Source organism: Pseudoalteromonas sp. RW-H-Ap-1 (assembly GCF_048318575.1).
Taxonomy (GTDB): domain Bacteria; phylum Pseudomonadota; class Gammaproteobacteria; order Enterobacterales; family Alteromonadaceae; genus Pseudoalteromonas.
This window is the reverse complement of record NZ_CP166996.1, coordinates 2815347-2833932: the sequence shown is the minus strand read 5'-3', so window position 1 is coordinate 2833932 and position 18586 is coordinate 2815347. Positions and strand designations below refer to the sequence as shown.

The 18586-nt window shown below is 40.2% G+C and carries 17 protein-coding genes; 13 read left to right on the top strand and 4 right to left on the bottom strand.

Annotation, left to right across the window (positions count from 1 at the left end; all coding sequences use genetic code 11):
- Positions 1-495 precede the first annotated feature (495 nt).
- The 4 genes from AB8618_RS13540 to AB8618_RS13525 are packed head-to-tail and all read left to right on the top strand — an operon-like array spanning position 496 to position 5126.
- Positions 496-1500 (top strand): Fe(3+) ABC transporter substrate-binding protein, encoded by a 1005-nt coding sequence (locus AB8618_RS13540; protein WP_413400813.1) that lies wholly within the window; start codon positions 496-498, stop codon positions 1498-1500.
- The gene (locus AB8618_RS13535) at positions 1500-3131 is read left to right on the top strand and encodes an ABC transporter permease (protein WP_413400812.1); all 1632 of its coding nucleotides are present in this window, start codon (positions 1500-1502) and stop codon (positions 3129-3131) included. The genes AB8618_RS13540 and AB8618_RS13535 overlap by 1 nt, the downstream gene beginning before the upstream one ends.
- Entirely contained in the window at positions 3132-4187 is a 1056-nt protein-coding gene (locus AB8618_RS13530; RefSeq protein WP_413400811.1) for an ABC transporter ATP-binding protein, read from the top strand.
- A 39-nt stretch (positions 4188-4226) separates the two neighbouring features.
- A complete protein-coding gene (locus AB8618_RS13525) occupies positions 4227-5126 on the top strand; it encodes a Dyp-type peroxidase (protein WP_413400810.1) in 900 nt (299 codons plus the stop codon).
- A 55-nt stretch (positions 5127-5181) separates the two neighbouring features.
- On the opposite strand, the gene argR is transcribed toward AB8618_RS13525, so the two are convergent.
- Positions 5182-5649 carry a transcriptional regulator ArgR gene (gene argR, locus AB8618_RS13520; protein ID WP_008466460.1) on the bottom strand — a complete coding sequence of 156 codons (468 nt, stop codon included), beginning with the start codon at positions 5647-5649 and terminating at the stop codon, positions 5182-5184.
- Between the two features lie 225 nt (positions 5650-5874).
- Here argR and mdh point away from each other — a divergent pair, with 225 nt between their 5' ends.
- Entirely contained in the window at positions 5875-6807 is a 933-nt protein-coding gene (mdh, locus tag AB8618_RS13515; protein WP_008466462.1) for a malate dehydrogenase, read from the top strand.
- A gap of 75 nt (positions 6808-6882) precedes the next feature.
- Here mdh and ispB read toward each other — a convergent pair whose 3' ends face one another.
- Positions 6883-7854 carry an octaprenyl diphosphate synthase gene (gene ispB / locus AB8618_RS13510; protein ID WP_138609004.1) on the bottom strand — a complete coding sequence of 324 codons (972 nt, stop codon included), beginning with the start codon at positions 7852-7854 and terminating at the stop codon, positions 6883-6885.
- A 423-nt stretch (positions 7855-8277) separates the two neighbouring features.
- On the opposite strand from ispB, the gene rplU reads away from it, so the two are divergent.
- The 7 genes from rplU to AB8618_RS13475 all read left to right on the top strand — a co-directional run bounded on the left by rplU (position 8278) and on the right by AB8618_RS13475 (position 13861).
- The gene (gene rplU / locus AB8618_RS13505) at positions 8278-8589 is read left to right on the top strand and encodes a 50S ribosomal protein L21 (protein WP_138609006.1); all 312 of its coding nucleotides are present in this window, start codon (positions 8278-8280) and stop codon (positions 8587-8589) included.
- 16 nt (positions 8590-8605) lie between these two features.
- Entirely contained in the window at positions 8606-8863 is a 258-nt protein-coding gene (rpmA, locus tag AB8618_RS13500; RefSeq protein WP_008114963.1) for a 50S ribosomal protein L27, read from the top strand.
- A 153-nt stretch (positions 8864-9016) separates the two neighbouring features.
- Positions 9017-10168: an Obg family GTPase CgtA gene (gene cgtA / locus AB8618_RS13495; protein WP_055012496.1), complete on the top strand. Its 1152-nt coding sequence runs from the start codon at positions 9017-9019 to the stop codon at positions 10166-10168.
- 74 nt (positions 10169-10242) lie between these two features.
- The gene (gene folA, locus AB8618_RS13490; RefSeq protein ID WP_413400809.1) at positions 10243-10734 is read left to right on the top strand and encodes a type 3 dihydrofolate reductase; all 492 of its coding nucleotides are present in this window, start codon (positions 10243-10245) and stop codon (positions 10732-10734) included.
- An 82-nt stretch (positions 10735-10816) separates the two neighbouring features.
- On the top strand, positions 10817-11191 hold the full coding sequence (locus tag AB8618_RS13485) for a DUF3718 domain-containing protein (protein ID WP_010391650.1): 375 nt from the start codon (positions 10817-10819) through the stop codon (positions 11189-11191).
- 191 nt (positions 11192-11382) lie between these two features.
- The gene (locus AB8618_RS13480; protein ID WP_409423941.1) at positions 11383-13323 is read left to right on the top strand and encodes a methyl-accepting chemotaxis protein; all 1941 of its coding nucleotides are present in this window, start codon (positions 11383-11385) and stop codon (positions 13321-13323) included.
- A 64-nt stretch (positions 13324-13387) separates the two neighbouring features.
- A complete protein-coding gene (locus tag AB8618_RS13475) occupies positions 13388-13861 on the top strand; it encodes a peroxiredoxin (RefSeq protein ID WP_409423940.1) in 474 nt (157 codons plus the stop codon).
- Positions 13862-13932: 71 nt separating this feature from the next.
- On the opposite strand, the gene AB8618_RS13470 is transcribed toward AB8618_RS13475, so the two are convergent.
- The gene (locus AB8618_RS13470; RefSeq protein ID WP_413400808.1) at positions 13933-16056 is read right to left on the bottom strand and encodes a S8 family peptidase; all 2124 of its coding nucleotides are present in this window, start codon (positions 16054-16056) and stop codon (positions 13933-13935) included.
- Positions 16057-16353: 297 nt separating this feature from the next.
- On the opposite strand from AB8618_RS13470, the gene AB8618_RS13465 reads away from it, so the two are divergent.
- Positions 16354-17538, top strand: a complete 1185-nt coding sequence (locus AB8618_RS13465) for an NAD(P)/FAD-dependent oxidoreductase (RefSeq protein ID WP_413400807.1) — start codon at positions 16354-16356, stop codon at positions 17536-17538.
- Between the two features lie 61 nt (positions 17539-17599).
- On the opposite strand, the gene AB8618_RS13460 is transcribed toward AB8618_RS13465, so the two are convergent.
- Positions 17600-18484, bottom strand: a complete 885-nt coding sequence (locus AB8618_RS13460) for a Fic family protein (protein ID WP_418157311.1) — start codon at positions 18482-18484, stop codon at positions 17600-17602.
- Between the last annotated feature and the right edge of the window lie 102 nt (positions 18485-18586).

The following is an 18586-nucleotide window of genomic DNA, read 5'->3' as shown; positions in this document are numbered from 1 at the left end:
CTGTCCTTCTTATTCCCTATCCTTTATAAACAACTATTCCGCTGTTGTTATCCATTACGCATCATCCTGATGCTATCCCTTGTGCAACAATCCATTGCGATACTCATCCTGAGCCTGTCCTTAAATCCCTGTTATCCTAAAAACCAAACCTTGGTATTCGAGTAGCTAATCCGTTTCCATTTACTCGGTAAGCGTCGTTGCTTATTTATGGATTAATTATAGAGAGTGATTTGCAGTAAATGTAGGATAAAACCGCTTATGGTTTATGTTCTTACAAATGAAATATTTATAAATTATTTAAAATACAATGGCTTGCTATATTTATGGGGTGTTATGCAGGGTGTTTTTACTCATTTGCTGTCATAAGCGTAAGAGATATCTTACAAGGGTTTTCTTTTTTGGGCGTATTTATCACTAAGTAATTATATAAAGTGTGCACTTTTTAGTTCATCGCGGTAAAATTAATGATAATAATTATTAATCAGGTAAGAAAATATGAAAAAAACACTCGCGCTTGTTGTTGGGTTAATTGTCTCAGCACCTGCTGTTGCAACCGATGTTGTGAATATTTACTCATTTAGACAACCTTTTTTAATTAAACCTATTTTAGATGATTTTACACAGCAAACAGGCATTAAAACTAATGTTGTGTTTGCTAAAAAAGGCCTAATCGAGCGTGTTAAGCGTGAAGGCAAGCACAGCAAAGCTGATTTAGTATTAACCTCTAACTTTAGTGCGTTAATTCAGTTAGAAGAGCTAAAGCTTACGCAAACTATTGAGAGCGAGCAGGTTAATAATAATGTGCCGGCTGCATTTCGTGATGGCGATGGTCAGTGGGTGGCGCTCACTAAACGAGTGCGTAATGTTTACTCTTCAAAAGAGCGCTTAGGTCCCTTGCCTGAGCTGAGTTATGAAGATTTAGCTGCACCTGAATATAAAGGTCAAATTTGTACTCGCTCTGGTAAGCACCCGTATAACTTAGGGTTAGTGGCTTCTATGATTGCTCATCATGGTGAAGTACAGACTAAAACATGGCTAGAGGGTGTAAAAGCGAATTTAGCGCGTAAGCCGCAGGGAAATGATCGTGCGCAAGTTAAAGCTGTTAAAGAAGGTTTATGTAATTTAGCCTTAGGTAACAGTTACTACTTAGGTAAAATGTTGCAAGATGAAGCGCAAAAACCATGGGCAGATGCAGTTAATATTAATTTTCCAAACCAAACTAACCATGGTTCGCATATTAACGTATCGGGTGCGGTAATTACTAAGTATGCTAAAAACCCTGAAAATGCCTTGAAACTTATAGAGTATATGACCGACAATAAGGCGCAAAATATGTATGCCTCGCTCAATATGGAGTATCCGGTCAAGCCAGGTGTTAAGCTTTCAAGTTTGGTTGCATCGTGGGGAAGCTTTAAGGAAGACAGCTTACCGCTTGATGAAATTAGCAAATATCGTCCGTTAGCCCTTAAGCTAATTGATGAGGTGAAGTTCGATCTTTAATGACTTATAAATTTCAGCTGTCGAAGTGGCAGCTTATTGCGTGGTCGACGGGTTTGTTACTGTCGACTCCGTTGTTTTTTCTGCTAGTAGAATCTTTACAAGGCGACTCAGAGGTATTTACCCACCTGTGGAATACCGTGCTGTGGGATTATATAAGTAATACCATATTACTGGTTTTAGGTGTTGGGTTACTTAGTTGCCTGATTGCGTTGCCACTGGGTTGGCTCACCGCTTATTGCCGTTTTCCTGGTAAACAACAGTTTGAATGGGCACTGATGCTGCCGCTTGCCATGCCTACCTATATTATTGCTTATGTGTACACGGATTTACTCGACTACGCTGGGCCGATACAAATAACACTAAGAGAGTGGTTTGGTTGGCAATCACCCAATGATTACTGGTTTTTTGATATACGCACTTTGCCAGGGGCTATCATCATGATTGCGCTGGTACTCTACCCGTATTTATATTTAATTTTTAAAACCGCACTACGTGAACAATCCTTTAAATTAGTCCAAGCAAGCCAATTAATGGGATTAAGTGCATGGAAAAGCTTTTTTAAAGTAAGCCTAGTGCTTTCTCGTGGTGCTATTGTTGCGGCACTTGCTTTGATCAGCATGGAAACCATGGCTGATTTTGCTACCGTTAGCTACTTTGCCGTCAGTACATTAACCACCGCAGTATACGATACTTGGTTTGGTTATTACTCATTAACTGCAGCAGCAAAAATTTCAGGGGTGATGTTGTTACTGCTATTCTTAGCATTGATCACCGAGCGTTTTAGCCGTCGTAACCAAGCTGTATTTGAGCGTCAGTCAAGTGTGAACAGTGAGGCGCTTTATATTCTTAAAGGTAAGTCTGCATGGTTAGCAACAGGGTTTTGTAGCCTTATTTTAATAATCTCATTTATTATTCCTATGGTTGTTTTGCTCAAGTATGCAATCACGTATTTTGATCAAGCGTGGAGTAGTGAATTTTTTAGTTATGCATGGCAAAGTTTGAAAGTGGCCGCAGTAGTGAGTGTGGTGACTATTGTATTGAGTGTTTTAGTGGTGTTTTATCAGCGCATTGCAAAACAAGCAAACCCACTTATACCTGGGCGTTTAGCAAGTACCGGGTATGCGCTACCAGGCACAGTATTAGCGATTGCGGTATTGCTGCCACTCACATTATTAGAAAATACCATTAACCGTATTCTGACTCCTTATGATTTAGACATTGGTTTATTACTTACTGGCAGCTTACTTACTATTATTTTTGCTTATATAGTGCGGTTTTACGCCGTGGCTCATGGTGCCATAGAATCAAGCTTTTCACGCATTAGCCCCTCGCTTGATATGGCAAGCCAGTCAATGGGGAAAAGCCAAGGCCACACGTTACGCTTAGTGCATTTGCCTTTATTACGCCGAGGCTTATTAACCGCTGGTTTATTGGTCTTTATTGAGTGTATGAAAGAGCTGCCCGCAGCCTTACTGTTAAGGCCTTTTGATTTTGAAAGTTTAGCTACGCACGTGTTTCAATATGTCAGCGATGAACAATTAGAGCTGGCCTCCATATCAGCTTTATTCATAGTGGTGGTTGGCTTTATTCCGTTATATTTTATTAATCGTTCAATGGAGCAACGTAGTTAAATGAGTAGTTTGATTTTACAAGGCGTGAGCTATGCATATAACGGGACTAAGGTTGTAGATGATTTAGACTTAACCTTAGGTAAAGACGAAATAGTGTGTTTACTCGGTGCCAGTGGCTGCGGCAAAACCACCACACTTAAAGCCATTGCAGGGTTAATTGAAGCCAAGCAAGGACAGGTATTTATTGATGGTAAGTTAGTCAGTGATGCCAATACATTTGTGTCACCAGAGCATCGTAATATTGGCATGATGTTTCAAGACTACGCACTATTCCCACATTTAACAGTAGCGAATAACATTGGCTTTGGCCTAAACGATATGAGTAAAGCGGATAAACAAGCTCGCGTGGATGAAATGTTAAAGCTTGTGCACTTGGTTGGGTGTGCCGATAGATACCCTCATCAACTCTCTGGTGGCCAACAGCAACGAGTAGCGATTGCACGTGCATTAGCTTATAAACCCAGCTTACTATTGTTAGATGAGCCATTTTCTAATATTGATACCCAAGTTCGGTTTGAGTTAATCGCCGATATTAGGCGTATTATTAAAGCTCAGCAAGTGTCGGCAGTGTTTGTTACTCACTCAAAAGAGGAGGCGTTTGCATTTTCAGATACGCTTGCGGTTATGCATAAAGGTAAAATTGCGCAGCAAGGCACGCCAGAGCAGCTTTTTGCCAAACCAAGTTCAAAGGAGGTTGCAGAATTTCTGGGTCAGGGCATATACTTAAGCGCAACTGCATTAACAGCCACTGAATATGAAACACAATTTGGTGTGGTCGAATCAATACTGCCACAACAACACGCAGTGGTTGAAAAGGGTGTTATTTATGTGCGTCCACACCAGCTTGAGCTTGCCACTAATAACAATAACGAGCTGCTGCAGTGTGAGTGCGTTACAATACTAAGTAGTCGTTTCATCGGCTCTGCCTATGTATACACTGTGGTTATTGCTGAACAAGAAATAGAAGTTGCAGCTCAGTATGGCCAGTCATTTGAAATTAATGAACAGGTTATAATAAAAATAAAACCGCACACGGTGAATTTTTTTAAATCGTAATTAATCACAGTGTTTTGCTCTAAAAAGTAAGGAATAACAATGGTGCAAGCGCAATCAGGGATTTGTGCTGAAGCAAACTTACACGGTTTGCACTTATTTTTTAATGTACTTGACGGTCACGACGAATCACTTCGCGCTAAGCTTAAACAAGTGAGCGATATTGAAGATGAGTTTAGTGATCAGTTCTCTGAATCTATGCTTTCTTGCATGGTGGCAATTGGTGCGCAATATTGGCCGCATATTTTACCTGACTTCATGCCAAGTGAGCTGCAAAGCTTTCCTAATATTACCCATAGTGACTTTGTTATGAGTGCAAGGCCATGTGATTTGTTTGTGCAAATCCGCTCAGACAGAGAAGACGTGAACCACTTGTTTGCACTACAAATACTCAAACTATTCACCCCTGATGTTGAGCTGGTGGAACAAATTCGTAATTTTCGCTTTTTAGATGGCCGTGATTTTAACGGCTTTATTTATGCGGGCGATACCCCACATGGCCGTCAAAAACGTGTAACGGCGTTAGTAAACAAACCGGATAGTTTTGAAGACCAAGGTAGTTACATTCATGTGCAGCGTTTCAAACATGACTTGAGCTTGTGGCAGCATTTGTCATTACATGAACAAGAGCAAATAATGGGTCGCACACGCCTTGATAATACCTTACTCAGCCCCGCACTTGAAAGTAGTCATGCGACCCGCAGTGAATTAAAAGATGACCAAGGTCAGGCACTGTTACTTAACCAAAGCATGCCTTATGGCGATGTGTATGAGCAAGGTATGTTAGTGATCACGTGCTCTGCTAAAGGGGATGCATTCGAAAAAGTGCTAACTAACCGACTAGGGCAGGGAGAGAATTATGATCACTGGCTTGATTTTACTCAGGCGGATATGGGCTCTGCATTTTTTGCCCCCTCAGTACGATTTTTAAAGCAGTTATAACAATTACAAAACGGCTATACATTCATCATAGCCGCCTTTATTACAGCGTTAGTGGTTAAACCGTATCAAATAAAATACGAACACGCTCTAGTGTGAGGTCTATTTCTGAGATTTTAGCTGGTGCTATAAAAATAGTATCATCGCCGGCAATAGTGCCTAAGACGCCATCAGCTTTGCCTAATGAATCAAGTAAACGCGCAATGAGTTGAGCAGCTCCAGGACTGGTGCGAATAATAATCATCATTTCGTTATGCATAATATCAATAACGAGCTGGCGCAACGGGCTCTTAGCGGTTGGTACCCCCATTTCAGCGGGTAAACAATATACCATTTCTTGTTTTGCATTACGGGTGCGTACCGCGCCAAATTTACTTAACATTCGCGACACTTTACTTTGGCTAATATTATCAAAGCCTTGTTCTTTTAACGCATCAACTATTTCGCCTTGTGAGCCAAAGTTTTCTTCTTTTAAAAGTGCTTTAAAGGCTTTAACCAATGCTTCTTGTTTATCTTGTGGTTGCATAGTGTCTAATTAGTTATGTAATAGATACTGCAAATTCTACACAAAAATGCATAATTATGCAGCAGATGTTTGCTTAAGTTGCCATTTTGCTGCGTTTAAACAGCAAAGTTTACAACTATGGTCGAAAATATAGCTAAAATAAGCAGGATAAATTTGTTTTTAGTCGTTAATTTCTTTATCTTATGAACCACAAATATTTCCTACCTCAAATCACGGAGAATTCCAATGAAAGTTGCTGTATTAGGTGCTGCAGGCGGTATCGGTCAAGCGTTGTCTTTATTATTAAAAACAGGCTTACCAGCTGGCTCTGAATTATCACTATATGATGTTGCGCCAGTAGTTCCTGGTGTTGCTGTTGACCTTTCTCACATTCCAACAGATGTTAAAGTTGCAGGTTTTGGTGCAGACGATTTAGATAAAGCACTAACAGGTTGTGATATCGTTCTTATTCCAGCGGGTATGCCACGTAAGCCTGGTATGGATCGTGCTGATTTATTTAATGTTAACGCTGGTATCATCAAAACATTAGCAGAAGGCATTGTTGCTAACTGTCCTAAAGCGCTTGTGGGTATTATTACTAACCCAGTTAACGGTACTGTACCAATTGTTGCTGAAGTATTTAAAAAAGCAGGAACTTACGATGCTAAGCGTGTATTTGGTATTACAACACTCGATGTGATCCGTTCAGAAGCGTTCATTGCTGAACTTAAAGGCGTTGACGTAGCAAGCGTTAAAGTTCCAGTAATTGGTGGTCACTCAGGTACAACTATTCTACCATTACTTTCTCAAGTTGAAGGCGTTACTTTCACTGATGAAGAAGTGGCTGCACTGACTCCACGTATCCAAAATGCAGGTACTGAAGTAGTTAATGCTAAAGCGGGCGGTGGTTCTGCAACATTATCAATGGGTGCTGCTGCTGCACGTTTTTGTATGTCTTTAGTTAAAGGCTTACAAGGTGAAGACGTTGTAGATTATGCATACGTTGCTGTTGAAAATGGTGATGCTGAGTACTTTGCACACCCAGTACGTTTAGGTAAAAATGGCGTAGAAGAAATTCTTTCTTACGGCACACTAAGCGCATTTGAAGAGCAAGCAAAAAATGACATGCTTGAAACGCTGAAAAAAGACATTAAAGAAGGTGTTGATTTTATGGCGTAATAGCCAAAATTAACCCATAAAAAAGCCTGCATTTGCAGGCTTTTTTATTGCTCGGAATTATCTACACAGTATAACTTAGTGGTCGCGATCAACCGCTATTCTAGCTAAGCTAATTAATGCTTGCTTGTAATTCGACTCAGCTAAGCAATCTAAACAAGCAATCGCTTTCTCTGCTTCTTGCTCTGCTTTTTGCATAGTGAACTCAAGGGCATTGGTATGTTTAAGTGCAGCGAGTATCTCATCTAGATGCGCCATACCATTACAGTGCTCTATTGCATCTCTTATTAACTGTGTTTGATGCTCGCTACCGTGTTGCATGGCATAAATTAGTGGTAATGTAGGTTTGCCTTCAGCTAAGTCATCACCAATGTTTTTACCCAGTTGGTCGGCATCGGCGTTGTAATCTAAAACATCATCCACCAACTGAAAAGCAGTGCCTAAATGCATACCGTACAAATTGAGTGCGTTTAATACACTGTCATCTTGCTCAGTTATAATGGCAGCTAGCCCGGTTGCAGCTTCAAATAACTTAGCGGTTTTAGAGTAAATAACCTGCATATAACTGGCTTCAGTAGTATCTGGGTCATTACAGTTCATTAATTGCAGCACTTCGCCTTCAGCAATAATATTGGTTGCATCGGCCAACACTTGCATTATCTGCATTTTACCGAGGCCTACCATTAGCTGAAACGAGCGAGTATAAATAAAGTCTCCCACGAGGACACTTGCGGCATTACCAAACTCGGCATTTGCTGTAGGTGTGCCACGGCGCAAGTTAGATTCATCTACCACATCGTCATGTAAAAGCGTTGCGGTATGAATAAATTCAATAATTGTTGCTAGCGTAATGTGATCTTTGCCTTGGTAACCTAGCGCTTTAGCCGCCAAAATAGCTAACATGGGGCGAACACGTTTGCCACCGCTGTTAACAATATACAAACCAAGTTGATTAACTAACGCCACATCTGAGCGCATCTGCGCATGTATTAGTTGATTGACGTCATTCATATCGCTTTCGATTAACGCCTGGATAGCTTTTATATCCATTGATCTCCGAGCCAATTTTAATGTGTGAACGGCGCAGATTGTACAACAAAAAACGCATCAGCTCGATATTTTGTGATGATTCCTTAAAAAAACACCCTTAAGTAGGTTAAATGACCTATTAACTAGCTGAATAAATGATTAAACAGCGTGGTTTAATTTTGAATCACCCCTGGCGGTTAATTGAACTACATGGGCTTGCTTTGTTATTACAAATTTATTTTCTGTAACCGTTAAAAAGCGCTTGGCAAAGGGGGATTTTCATATAAAATAGGGGAAATATTGAATTGCCCTCAATGTAGCTACTTTTTATTCATTTAATTATAAAAATAGGCTTGCTAGTTATTTCGCGTTAGCGTAAACTTCGCGCCCTATCGAAGAATATTTTAGTTGCGCCGATTTGAGGGTGCACAGACGGAGTTAATTATGTACGCGGTTTTCCAAAGTGGTGGTAAACAGCATCGTGTGACTGAAGGTCAAACGATTCGTCTTGAAAAATTAGACGTTGAAACTGGTGCGGCAGTGGAATTTGATTCAGTACTTTTAGTTGCTGATGGTGAGAAGATCGAGATTGGTGTACCGTTCGTAAACGGTGGTAAAGTAACAGCTGAGGTTGTTTCACACGGTCGCGGTGAGAAAATTAAGGTTGTTAAATTTAGACGCCGTAAGCATTCTCGTAAGCAAATGGGCCATCGTCAATGGTTCACTGAAGTTAAAATCACTAGCATTAGCGCTTAATTAGAGGTACTTAGAAATGGCACATAAAAAAGCAGCTGGTAGTACTCGTAACGGTCGCGATTCAGAAAGCAAACGCCTAGGTGTTAAGCGTTTTGGTGGCGAATCAGTTCTAGCGGGTAGCATCATTGTTCGTCAGCGTGGGACTCGTTTCCACCCAGGCGCAAACGTAGGTATCGGTAAAGACCACACTATCTTCGCAAAAGCAGATGGTAAAGTTCAGTTTGAACAAAAAGGTCCTTTAAACCGTAAATACGTAACTATCGTAGCTGAGTAATCAGTAAGGTAGTTAAAAACCCCGCCTTTGCGGGGTTTTTTGTTTTAAGCAGTTCTAAATATATACCCAAGTGTTTTTATGCTCAGTGTGCTCTAAAGGCCACTTAGGTATATAATAGAGTTATTAACAAGCCAATCCCTTAAGTGAGTAATCATGAAGTTTGTAGATGAAGTAGAAATTCGCGCAGAAGCTGGTGACGGTGGCAGCGGCATCGTGTCTTTTCGTCGTGAGAAATATGTTCCAGATGGTGGACCTGATGGCGGTGACGGTGGAGACGGTGGTAGTGTTTATCTACAAGCTGATGAAAACTTAAATACCCTTATTGACTATCAATTTGAGCGTTTTCATAGAGCAGAACGTGGTACTAACGGTCAAAGCCGGAATTGTACCGGTAAAAAAGGTGAAGATCTGATTGTAAAGGTGCCTGTTGGTACACGTATCATTGATGTTGATACACAAGAATCATTAGGGGATTTAACCCAAGATGGTCAACGAATTGTGGTTGCAAAAGGCGGTTTCCATGGCTTGGGGAATGCGCGTTTTAAATCAAGTACTAACCGTGCCCCACGTCAAAAAACACTCGGAACACCTGGTGAAGTGCGTAACCTTAAATTAGAGCTAATGCTACTCGCTGATGTAGGTTTACTGGGTTTACCTAATGCCGGTAAATCAACCTTTATTCGCAGTGTATCGGCTGCAAAACCAAAAGTAGCAGATTATCCATTCACTACGCTTATCCCCAATTTAGGTGTTGTTCGTCCTGAAGCAAATAAGTCATTTGTCATCGCCGATATTCCTGGCTTAATTGAAGGTGCATCGGACGGCGCAGGCTTGGGTATTCGTTTCTTAAAGCATTTAGAGCGCTGTCGTGTGTTATTACACATTATTGATGTTATGCCAGTTGATGGCTCAAATCCTGTTGATAATGCTTTTGCAATCATCAATGAGCTACATCAGTACAGTCCTAAGCTTGCTGAAAAGCCGCGCTGGTTGGTCTTTAATAAAATTGATTTATTGCCTGAAGATGAAGCCAAAGCTCTATGTGAGCAAATTGCAGAAGAGTTAGGTGAGTCTGAAAATATTTATAGTATTGCTGCAATTAATAAATTAAATACTCAGCCATTAATTCACGACATTATGACGCTACTTGATAACATGCCTAAAGAAAAGTTTGTTGAAGTTGCAGATGAAGAAGTTGAATTTAAGTGGGATACCTACCATCAAAAAGCCACTAAAGGCGATGATGATGACTGGGATGATTGGGATGAAGATGATTACGACGTAGAAGTTGTCTACGAGCGTTAACTATAATTGTATATATTTAAAAGGAGCTAATGCTCCTTTTTCTTTGATTAATAATAAAGTATTGGGTATTTAGTGTGATAATTTCAATGATTGCAGCAATGGCAAACAATCGTGTCATTGGCTTAGATAATAAAATGCCATGGCACTTACCTGGCGACCTTCAGCACTTTAAAAAAGTAACTTCTGGTAAGCCTGTTATTATGGGGCGTAAAACATTTGAATCGATAGGTAGGCCGCTACCTGGACGTCGTAATATTATTATTACTCGCAATACTGAATATCAAGCACCGGGAATTGAAACTGTAACCACTCCTGAAGCTGCACTTGATCTTGTTAATGATATTGCCGAAGTGATGGTTATTGGTGGTGGAAACATCTATCAGCAGTTCTTAGAGCAAGCACATCGCTTGTATCTAACCTTTATAGACTTAGATGTAGAAGGGGATACACAGTTTCCTGATTACCAAAGTGTTGCAAATTGGCAAATTGAAGATGAAATGTTGATGGCGCCTGATGAGAAAAATAAATATAGTTATAAATTCGTAACTTTGAATAAAGTCTCTTAACATTATTGCCAAAATCTGAGCGTGTTGGTACAATATTAAACAGTCGAGTACGAAAAAAGTATTAATATAGGGTGTCCAATCAATGATTAAATTACCGAAACTAGTTGTAATTGCTGCTATTGCAGCGGGTTCGTTTGCTTATACTGCGCCTGCAAGCGCTAATGACCAGTTAGCTGTTTCAGTTTGTGAATACATTGCTGGTGATGATAAAAACCGTCTACGTAGCAAATTAAAAAGTTCACGTGTGAAAGTTCGTAATATCTATGATGCAGTTTTTTGTAATGGTAATAACTTATTGCGTCATGCTGTTGCAAGTAATGCAGTTGATACAGGCGAGTACATTGTTAAAAACTTATCAAAGAGCTCACTTGAGGATGGTGCAGATATTGCTTGGGCTGAGGCAAATCATGCGGGCTCACCTTTAATCCCTATTATTAAAGACCGTGCAGGCCTTTAAATAAAAGCTTAATTAATAAAAAACCGCGTTTAGACGCGGTTTTTTATTTACTTAGATAAATTGTCATTTTGCACCCTGTCTAACTACTTTTAAGTCTAATTCCCTCAAGTATTTATCCTGATTACTCTTGTTACATAAATATGTCATAAAAATTCAATACTCTATGTGTATGTCAGTTTTGAGATATATTTATGCGTGTATCATTTTTTACCCGTTTACTAGCCATTTTACTAACATTTGCAAGTATCCTTCTAGCCGCGACCTTGTTATGGGCAAGCCATACATTACTAAAGCTTCAGCAACAAGATAGCGCATACAGCCATTTAAAAAATAGCATAATGGTTGAGCTTGCCAATCAATTAGAGAGTTACTTAGCACAAGGTAATAGCCAATACTTAAAACAATCATCTACCTTGATTGAGCAACTTAAAGCGCAACAGTTAACGGTGCTTCCTCCTGAGTTAGAAGCTCGTTTAGCTGAACAATTAACTTCATTAAGTACAGATATTAATGGTAAATACAGATCACTTGGAAAACTCTCTGGCAATGAAACTGCGCTGTTAGATAACGCGCTTAGACAAATGGCGGGCTCAGCCTCTTCACTTATTAATTATGCGCAAAAAGCATCAACGCAAACCATTTACGCTCTTAGCTACAATAAATTAGCGAGTGATTATTACAGTGAAGTGGTTAATTTATCACTATCGACTTATCAACTGCTAAATAATTATCAACCTGAGATAGAGAAAAACCTGCAACAAAGCATAAAAACCCTAAACTTACTGGCGGTAAAAATAGAGCAGCTACCTAACTTAGGAGTAATGACAGAGGTTGATGAATTTGCTTTATTTGTAGATGAGGAACCTGAAGATTTGGCTGCTGAAATAAAAGCAGAGTTGGTGAGTTGGCCTAAACGTTATCTGCGTGATTTAAGCAGTACTTTATCGCAATCAAAACTACGTCGTTCAGGAACGAATGAGTTACGCGAACAAATTAGCTTACTATCAAATACAGTGATTGAGGCAGAGCAAACATTAAAAGCGCAGCAAGATACCGTAAAGCAACAAGTATTCTGGGTGTTTGGAATAGCAATAGGTGGACTAGTAATATTAGCTGTTGGTGTTTATTGGGTGCAACGTAAACAGGTTTTACAACCTTTACGACAACTGCGAGATGGATTTGCATTCTTAATCGAAAGTAATGAGTTAAAAAATATTACAGTGAATAACCCTAAAACAGAGGTGGGTGAAATAGCGCAGTATTTTAACCAGTTAATTGAACGCCAGCGTTTGGAAGCGCAAGAAAGAGCAGATATGCTTAATGTAGTCAGTGATTTCATGCAGCAGATGAGTGGGCATTTATACACGATAGGTCAAAAAAGTAATGCGAGTTATCAGCAGGTAAATCACAATGAAGAACTGCTTCTTAATATTCAGCAACTTGGCGAGCAGGTTAATCATATCAATGCTCAAGCTGCTGAAAATGCTCAAAGTACTTATGAAGCAATGCAACAAAGTGTTGGTTTTGCCAAAAGTATGCTTAATGCCAGTTCTGACACACAGCAGCGTATTGAGCAAGGTATGCATAGTGTTCAGGAGTTACTGAGCGGGGTACAGGGAGTAAGTAATATTATTACAGTCATACGTACCATCGCTGAGCAAACAAACTTACTCGCGCTCAATGCTGCGATTGAATCAGCAAGAGCAGGTGAGCAAGGTCGAGGTTTTGCCGTGGTTGCTGATGAGGTAAGGCAGTTAGCTATGCAGACTCAAGGTTCGTTAAAAGAGATTAATGATCAATTGGCGCTACTAAGCGAAAACTCTCAAGAAGTCTATAAACAAATCAATGCATTAACTGAGGATGCACAGTTACAAACTGCAAATGCTCAAGAGCTTAAAGCAAACTCTGAAGGCGTTGCAGATAATGCGCAGCAGGCTAATAAAGTTGCAATTGATGCAATGGAATTGGCTAAACAACAAAGTAATTTCCTTAGTGACTTTACGCTATCAATGCATGATATGAAAAGCCAAGTAAGTGAGTCGAGTGAATTAGTTGCTGATATAGGCTCGCAGTTAGAGTTGCAAATGACATCTATTAAAGAAGGTTTAGGTTTAGATAACAACAGCGATTAATCGAAGACGGATTAAATATTAATCTGTATGCTAAAAGACTATTTAATTACTTTAAGGAATTAATATGATAGAGCAAGGTCAGACAATACCTGCAGTAAGTTTATCTCAGCTTAGTGATAAAGGTATGCAAACACTCACTAACAATGAATTATTTACAGATAAAAAAGTTGTGTTATTTGCGGTGCCTGGTGCTTTCACACCCACTTGTTCGAATGCTCATTTGCCTGGTTATATCGCGCTAGCCGATAAAATTAAGGCTAAGGGTATTAACGCTATCTATTGTGTATCGGTAAATGATGCATTTGTGATGAAAGCCTGGGGTGAGTCACAAAATGCAGAGCATATAGATATGCTGGCAGACGGTGATGCTAGTTTTACTCGTGCTTTAGGTCTTGAAAAAGATACCGCAGGCTTTGGTGGTTTGCGCTCGAAACGTTACGCTATGATTGTAGATAATGGTGTTGTTAACCAATTATTTGTCGAGCAAGAAAAAGAATTTGTAATAAGTAGCGCTGAAGTCGTTTTAGCCAAACTATAACTGACTTGTTTTAATTATTGAATAAAAGCCGATACATATGTATCGGCTTTTTTATCTAAGGAGAAAGTGGTTTATGGCTGGTATTGACCACTTAGCGTTAAACCTGAGAAGGTTTGATACGCATTAACACTTAAATGCCATGTGCCTGCTTGAGGGTTGCTAAATGTACATGTTTCGGCGTTACCGGTTTTAAATGGGCGGCAATCATAGCTTGAGCTGGTTGGCTGACTACCAAACTTTACAAATAAGTCTGCATCACCAGTGCCACCTGATGTTGTTACAGTAAAGTTAGCCATGCCAGCAGGAACTTCTAGCGTGTAATGCTTCCACTGACCTGCTGTTGCAGAAACATCAGATACTGTACCGCCACCTGCTTGTGGTGTGCCTGAGTCTGAACCGCCTGTGATGTTACCGACTAAACTAACGCCAGTGTAGGCTGAGTAGCCGTTTAGCATTATATGATAAGTACCTGAAGTTGGGTTATCGATAGAACACTCTTCACTGTTACCTTCATTGTAAGGACGGCAATCATAAGTGCTTGTTGTCGGTTTACTACCAGCACGTACATACAAGTCAGCATCACCTGTACCACCACTCATTGTGAAAGTTACATTAGTAGCACCGCTTGGGACTGTCATAGTGTAAAAGCTTTGTGTACTTGTCGCACCGCTTAAGCCTGTTTTAGCTTGCCCATCAATAAGCTCATTATCACCTGATGTTGGCGGTGGTGTGCCACCAGAGGCGGCTGCAACAGCAGCGGCAGCATCAACAATGCCTGTGCCACAGCTAGTACAAGTTGCTGGGAATGCACGAGTTGTTGTTTTTAAAATATTTTCTATTTCATCAGGTGTCGCGTTTGGTTTTGCTTGTTTGATTAATGCTGCAACACCCGCAACATGAGGGGCGGCCATTGATGTACCTTGCGAAAAACCATAGCTGTCGCTTGATGGTGTTGTTGAGCCTGAGTTGTAAGTAGATAAAACACCTTCAGAATCATTGGCGAAATTTTGTGCGCCCCCCGGTGCTGCTACATCAATATTGCTACCATAATTTGAGTAATATGCGCGGCCACCGTTACGACCAACTGATGCAACATTAACAACTCCATTACAGTTACCCGGATTGTAGTTTGCAGAATTATCGTTATCGTTGCCTGCAGCTATTACAACAACAGAGCCGTTGTTACGTGCAGTATTAATCGCATTTTGAGTCGTTGAGCTACATGTACCTGCACCACCTAAACTCATGTTTATAACATCTGCAGGGTTTGGGTTTGTCGATGTACCTGATACGTTTCCGCCTGAAGCCCAAATAATGCCGTCAGCAATATCTGAGGTCAAGCCGCCACATTTACCTAATACACGGACTGGCACTACTTTAGCGTCGTAAGCAACACCAGCAACGCCTTCACCATTATTAGTTACAGCAGCGACTGTACCTGCTACGTGAGTACCATGCCAGCTAGAGCCTTGTGCTCCATTATCACCACATTCACCAGTAGCGACAGCATCACCAGGATCGCGAGCATCGTTATCACGGCCATTACCATCATTAGCGACTGATAGATTAGAGATCATATCGTAGCCAGGTAAAATATTGGCGTTTAAATCAACATGTGGGCGGTAACCAGTATCTAGAACAGCCACAACTGCACCACTGCCTGTGGCAGTATTCCAAGCCGTAGGTAGATTTAGACCACCCGCTTGCTCATAGTAATGCCATTGGTCGCCATAGCGAGGATCGTTTGGTGTGGCAAATGGCTTTAGCATTTGATCGATTTCGATATATTCAACATTACCCGAATTAATTACTTCTTGCATAAACTGTTGCGCTTCTTCAGCATTGAGCTTTTTGTCGGCACGCATTACGTGATGATCATTCAATGCCATTGCACGGATATATTTCGCTTTAACTTTACCTTTTTTTGACGTGAAGTTTTTTACAAAGTTTTGTGCTTTTTTATTCATCATTGCAGGCGATGCGTCAGCTGTTGATGTACTCATCATATCGCTATTATTTTTATATTTGATAATGAACTGAGTTTCAAACCCACTTTGATTTTGCATTTTAACTGAGGTTTCAGCCATTGATGGTGCGATTGCTTGTGCTGGATTTGCCATGCTTGAGCTGGCTACAAATAGTGTACTTATTGTTAGCGCAACAGCGCATTTTTTAAATGAATTATTAGAAGTCATAATTACCCTTAGTTTTATTATTATTTGTGGAAAGCCACAAAGCGGGTACAAAGGTAAATGATCTGTTAATGATTTTGAAATATTAAATACGTATGTATCTATTTCATTTGGTTATAACCACGTGTTCAGTGTTGTTTCAGTTGTTTTGTATTTGCTTTTATACTTTTTTTGGTCTTAATGTATTAGGTTTGTTTATCATTATTTAATCTTTGTTGAGAAATTGAAAATAATATAACAGCTATCTTGTTGTTACCGAAACTTTGTTATAATTCATCAAAGTTTTTAAGAGATGACCAAATGACTCACCTTGATGTGATAGTGATCGGTGCCGGAGCTGCAGGTTTAATGTGTGCAGCACAAGCAGGATATCGCGGCCGAAGTGTTACAGTGCTTGATATGGGTAAAAAGCCAGGACGTAAAATTTTAATTAGTGGCGGCGGGCGTTGTAACTTTACTAACGAAAATGCGAGCCCTAATAACTATTTATGCACTAATCCCCATTTTGTAAAGTCGTGCTTAAGTCGTTATACCCAGCATGACTTTGTAGAGCTTGTAGACCGACATGGTTTGGCGTATCACCATAAAACATTGGGACAATTATTCTGTGACAATAGCGCACAAGACATTGTTGATATTTTACTAACAGAGTGTGAGTGGGCGGGTGTTACAATTAAACTACGCAGCGAAGTGTTAAATGTAGCTAAAACAGCAACAGGTTACAGTGTCACAACTGAGCAAGAAACACTGACCTGTGAGTCGTTAGTTGTCGCATCTGGCGGTTTAACTATGCCTAAACTTGGCGCGACGCCAATAGGTTATAAAATTGCAGAGCAATTTGGTTTAAAGGTATTGCCGACGATGGCCGCTCTAGTTCCCTTTACCTTACATCAGCACGATAAAGAGCGTTTTGAAGGGCTTTCTGGCATTAGTATCCCGTGTGAAGTTGCAAGCGAAGATGGCACTGTATTTAAAGAGAATATTTTATTTACTCACCGCGGCTTATCCGGGCCTGCCATATTACAAATAAGCTCATTTTGGCGAGCAGGTCAGGCGGTGACGATCAATTTATTACCTGAACTAGATTTAAAGCAACAGCTAGCCGATTGGCGAGAAACGCAAGCGCAAAAATCGTTAAAAAATAGCCTTGCTACTATCTTACCTAAGCGTTTTGTTGAAATACTCTATGACAGTAAAGCTATTCCTGATTGCAATATTAACCAGCTAACGCATGGCCAAATAGATGCACTCGCGGATTATATTCATGCTTGGCAAATTAAGCCAAATGGTACCGAAGGTTACAGAACCGCAGAAGTGACTTTAGGTGGTGTAGATACCGATGAGCTAAGCTCAAAAACATTTGAGGCTAAAAAAGCCAAAGGTTTATACTTTATTGGTGAAGTGACCGATGTAACGGGTTGGCTAGGAGGCTATAATTTCCAATACGCGTGGAGCTGTGGATTTGCCGCTGGGCAATACGCATAAAAAATCGCTCAGCGCGGCTTATTAAACCTGCCACTTAAGCTTTTAAGTGGCATTTTTATTTCTAATTTTTAAGTCGGTATTGCTGCATCTTACTATTTGGCTTTTCGGGAATCGTCATTTCGATTATGCCTGCATCAATTGCAGGCTTTAAGTAGCGCTCTCTAAAATGTTTTCTATCTTTTAACCCTAGCTGATTTTGTAGCTCTTGTCGGTTTAACGGCATTTCGCTTTGGTTAAATACATTGATTAAAGCGATGACTTGGGGGGCTTGCAGATTTATATCTAAAGCCTCTTCAACTTGAGGGGTAAGTTGTGGGGTTTGGTTTTTTGTTATTGATTTTAAATCACTTTTTAAAACGTTTAATGCTGAAAGTAATGTCTCTAACATGTACTCAATAAACACGGATGAGTCACCGATTTTGGTACTTAGGTTAATGCTTTCAACGTATTGTTGGCGTGTTGTCGCGATTAGGTTATGAATGTTTAGCAATGAAAATAGCGTATGCCACTGCGATAATTGTTGGGTTTGCCAAGTACAGGCTAATTCAGTATTACCCAGTGAAACAGGTTGGATAAACTGCAATTCATAATGACATACTGCGCTACTGATTAGAGGGTGATGGTTGGTTGTATTAAACCACGCAAATAGCTCTTCTACCATTTGTGGCACTCGCATTGCCTGTGGTGCCATTTGTAAGCCATTTTTTAAAGCTAGACTTTGCTCCCTATAACAGCCTGACTTTTCAGTCTTATTTTTCATTAAGCTGCGATGCAGATCTAATAAGCTATCTGGGCTTGATAGGTCAGATGCTGTGAATTGAAACTCAGAGTTTTTCATTTGTATAGAGGTGGGTTTTTGTTGCTTATAGTGCTCAATAGTTGCTGGCGAATATAAGGCACTGATTTTACCTAAAGCTTCACTAATACCCACAATGCTGTGGGTCATGCTGGCTGAAATCGAAAATGGGGGAGTGGCGTTGCTCATTTCGTTATAGAGGTTATTTAAATCAGGGGGTTAGAATACGCGAACTAGGCATAAAAGTCAGTT

Bases quoted from the DNA above. Each gene is read 5' to 3' on its own strand.
- AB8618_RS13540 (WP_413400813.1), top strand. From the start codon at position 496: ATGAAAAAAACACTCGCGCTTGTTGTTGGGTTAATTGTCTCAGCACCT.
- AB8618_RS13535 (WP_413400812.1), top strand. From the start codon at position 1,500: ATGACTTATAAATTTCAGCTGTCGAAGTGGCAGCTTATTGCGTGGTCG.
- AB8618_RS13530 (WP_413400811.1), top strand. From the start codon at position 3,132: ATGAGTAGTTTGATTTTACAAGGCGTGAGCTATGCATATAACGGGACT.
- AB8618_RS13525 (WP_413400810.1), top strand. From the start codon at position 4,227: ATGGTGCAAGCGCAATCAGGGATTTGTGCTGAAGCAAACTTACACGGT.
- argR (WP_008466460.1), bottom strand. From the start codon at position 5,649: ATGCAACCACAAGATAAACAAGAAGCATTGGTTAAAGCCTTTAAAGCA.
- mdh (WP_008466462.1), top strand. From the start codon at position 5,875: ATGAAAGTTGCTGTATTAGGTGCTGCAGGCGGTATCGGTCAAGCGTTG.
- ispB (WP_138609004.1), bottom strand. From the start codon at position 7,854: ATGGATATAAAAGCTATCCAGGCGTTAATCGAAAGCGATATGAATGAC.
- rplU (WP_138609006.1), top strand. From the start codon at position 8,278: ATGTACGCGGTTTTCCAAAGTGGTGGTAAACAGCATCGTGTGACTGAA.
- rpmA (WP_008114963.1), top strand. From the start codon at position 8,606: ATGGCACATAAAAAAGCAGCTGGTAGTACTCGTAACGGTCGCGATTCA.
- cgtA (WP_055012496.1), top strand. From the start codon at position 9,017: ATGAAGTTTGTAGATGAAGTAGAAATTCGCGCAGAAGCTGGTGACGGT.
- AB8618_RS13485 (WP_010391650.1), top strand. From the start codon at position 10,817: ATGATTAAATTACCGAAACTAGTTGTAATTGCTGCTATTGCAGCGGGT.
- AB8618_RS13480 (WP_409423941.1), top strand. From the start codon at position 11,383: ATGCGTGTATCATTTTTTACCCGTTTACTAGCCATTTTACTAACATTT.
- AB8618_RS13475 (WP_409423940.1), top strand. From the start codon at position 13,388: ATGATAGAGCAAGGTCAGACAATACCTGCAGTAAGTTTATCTCAGCTT.
- AB8618_RS13470 (WP_413400808.1), bottom strand. From the start codon at position 16,056: ATGACTTCTAATAATTCATTTAAAAAATGCGCTGTTGCGCTAACAATA.
- AB8618_RS13465 (WP_413400807.1), top strand. From the start codon at position 16,354: ATGACTCACCTTGATGTGATAGTGATCGGTGCCGGAGCTGCAGGTTTA.
- AB8618_RS13460 (WP_418157311.1), bottom strand. From the start codon at position 18,484: ATGACCCACAGCATTGTGGGTATTAGTGAAGCTTTAGGTAAAATCAGT.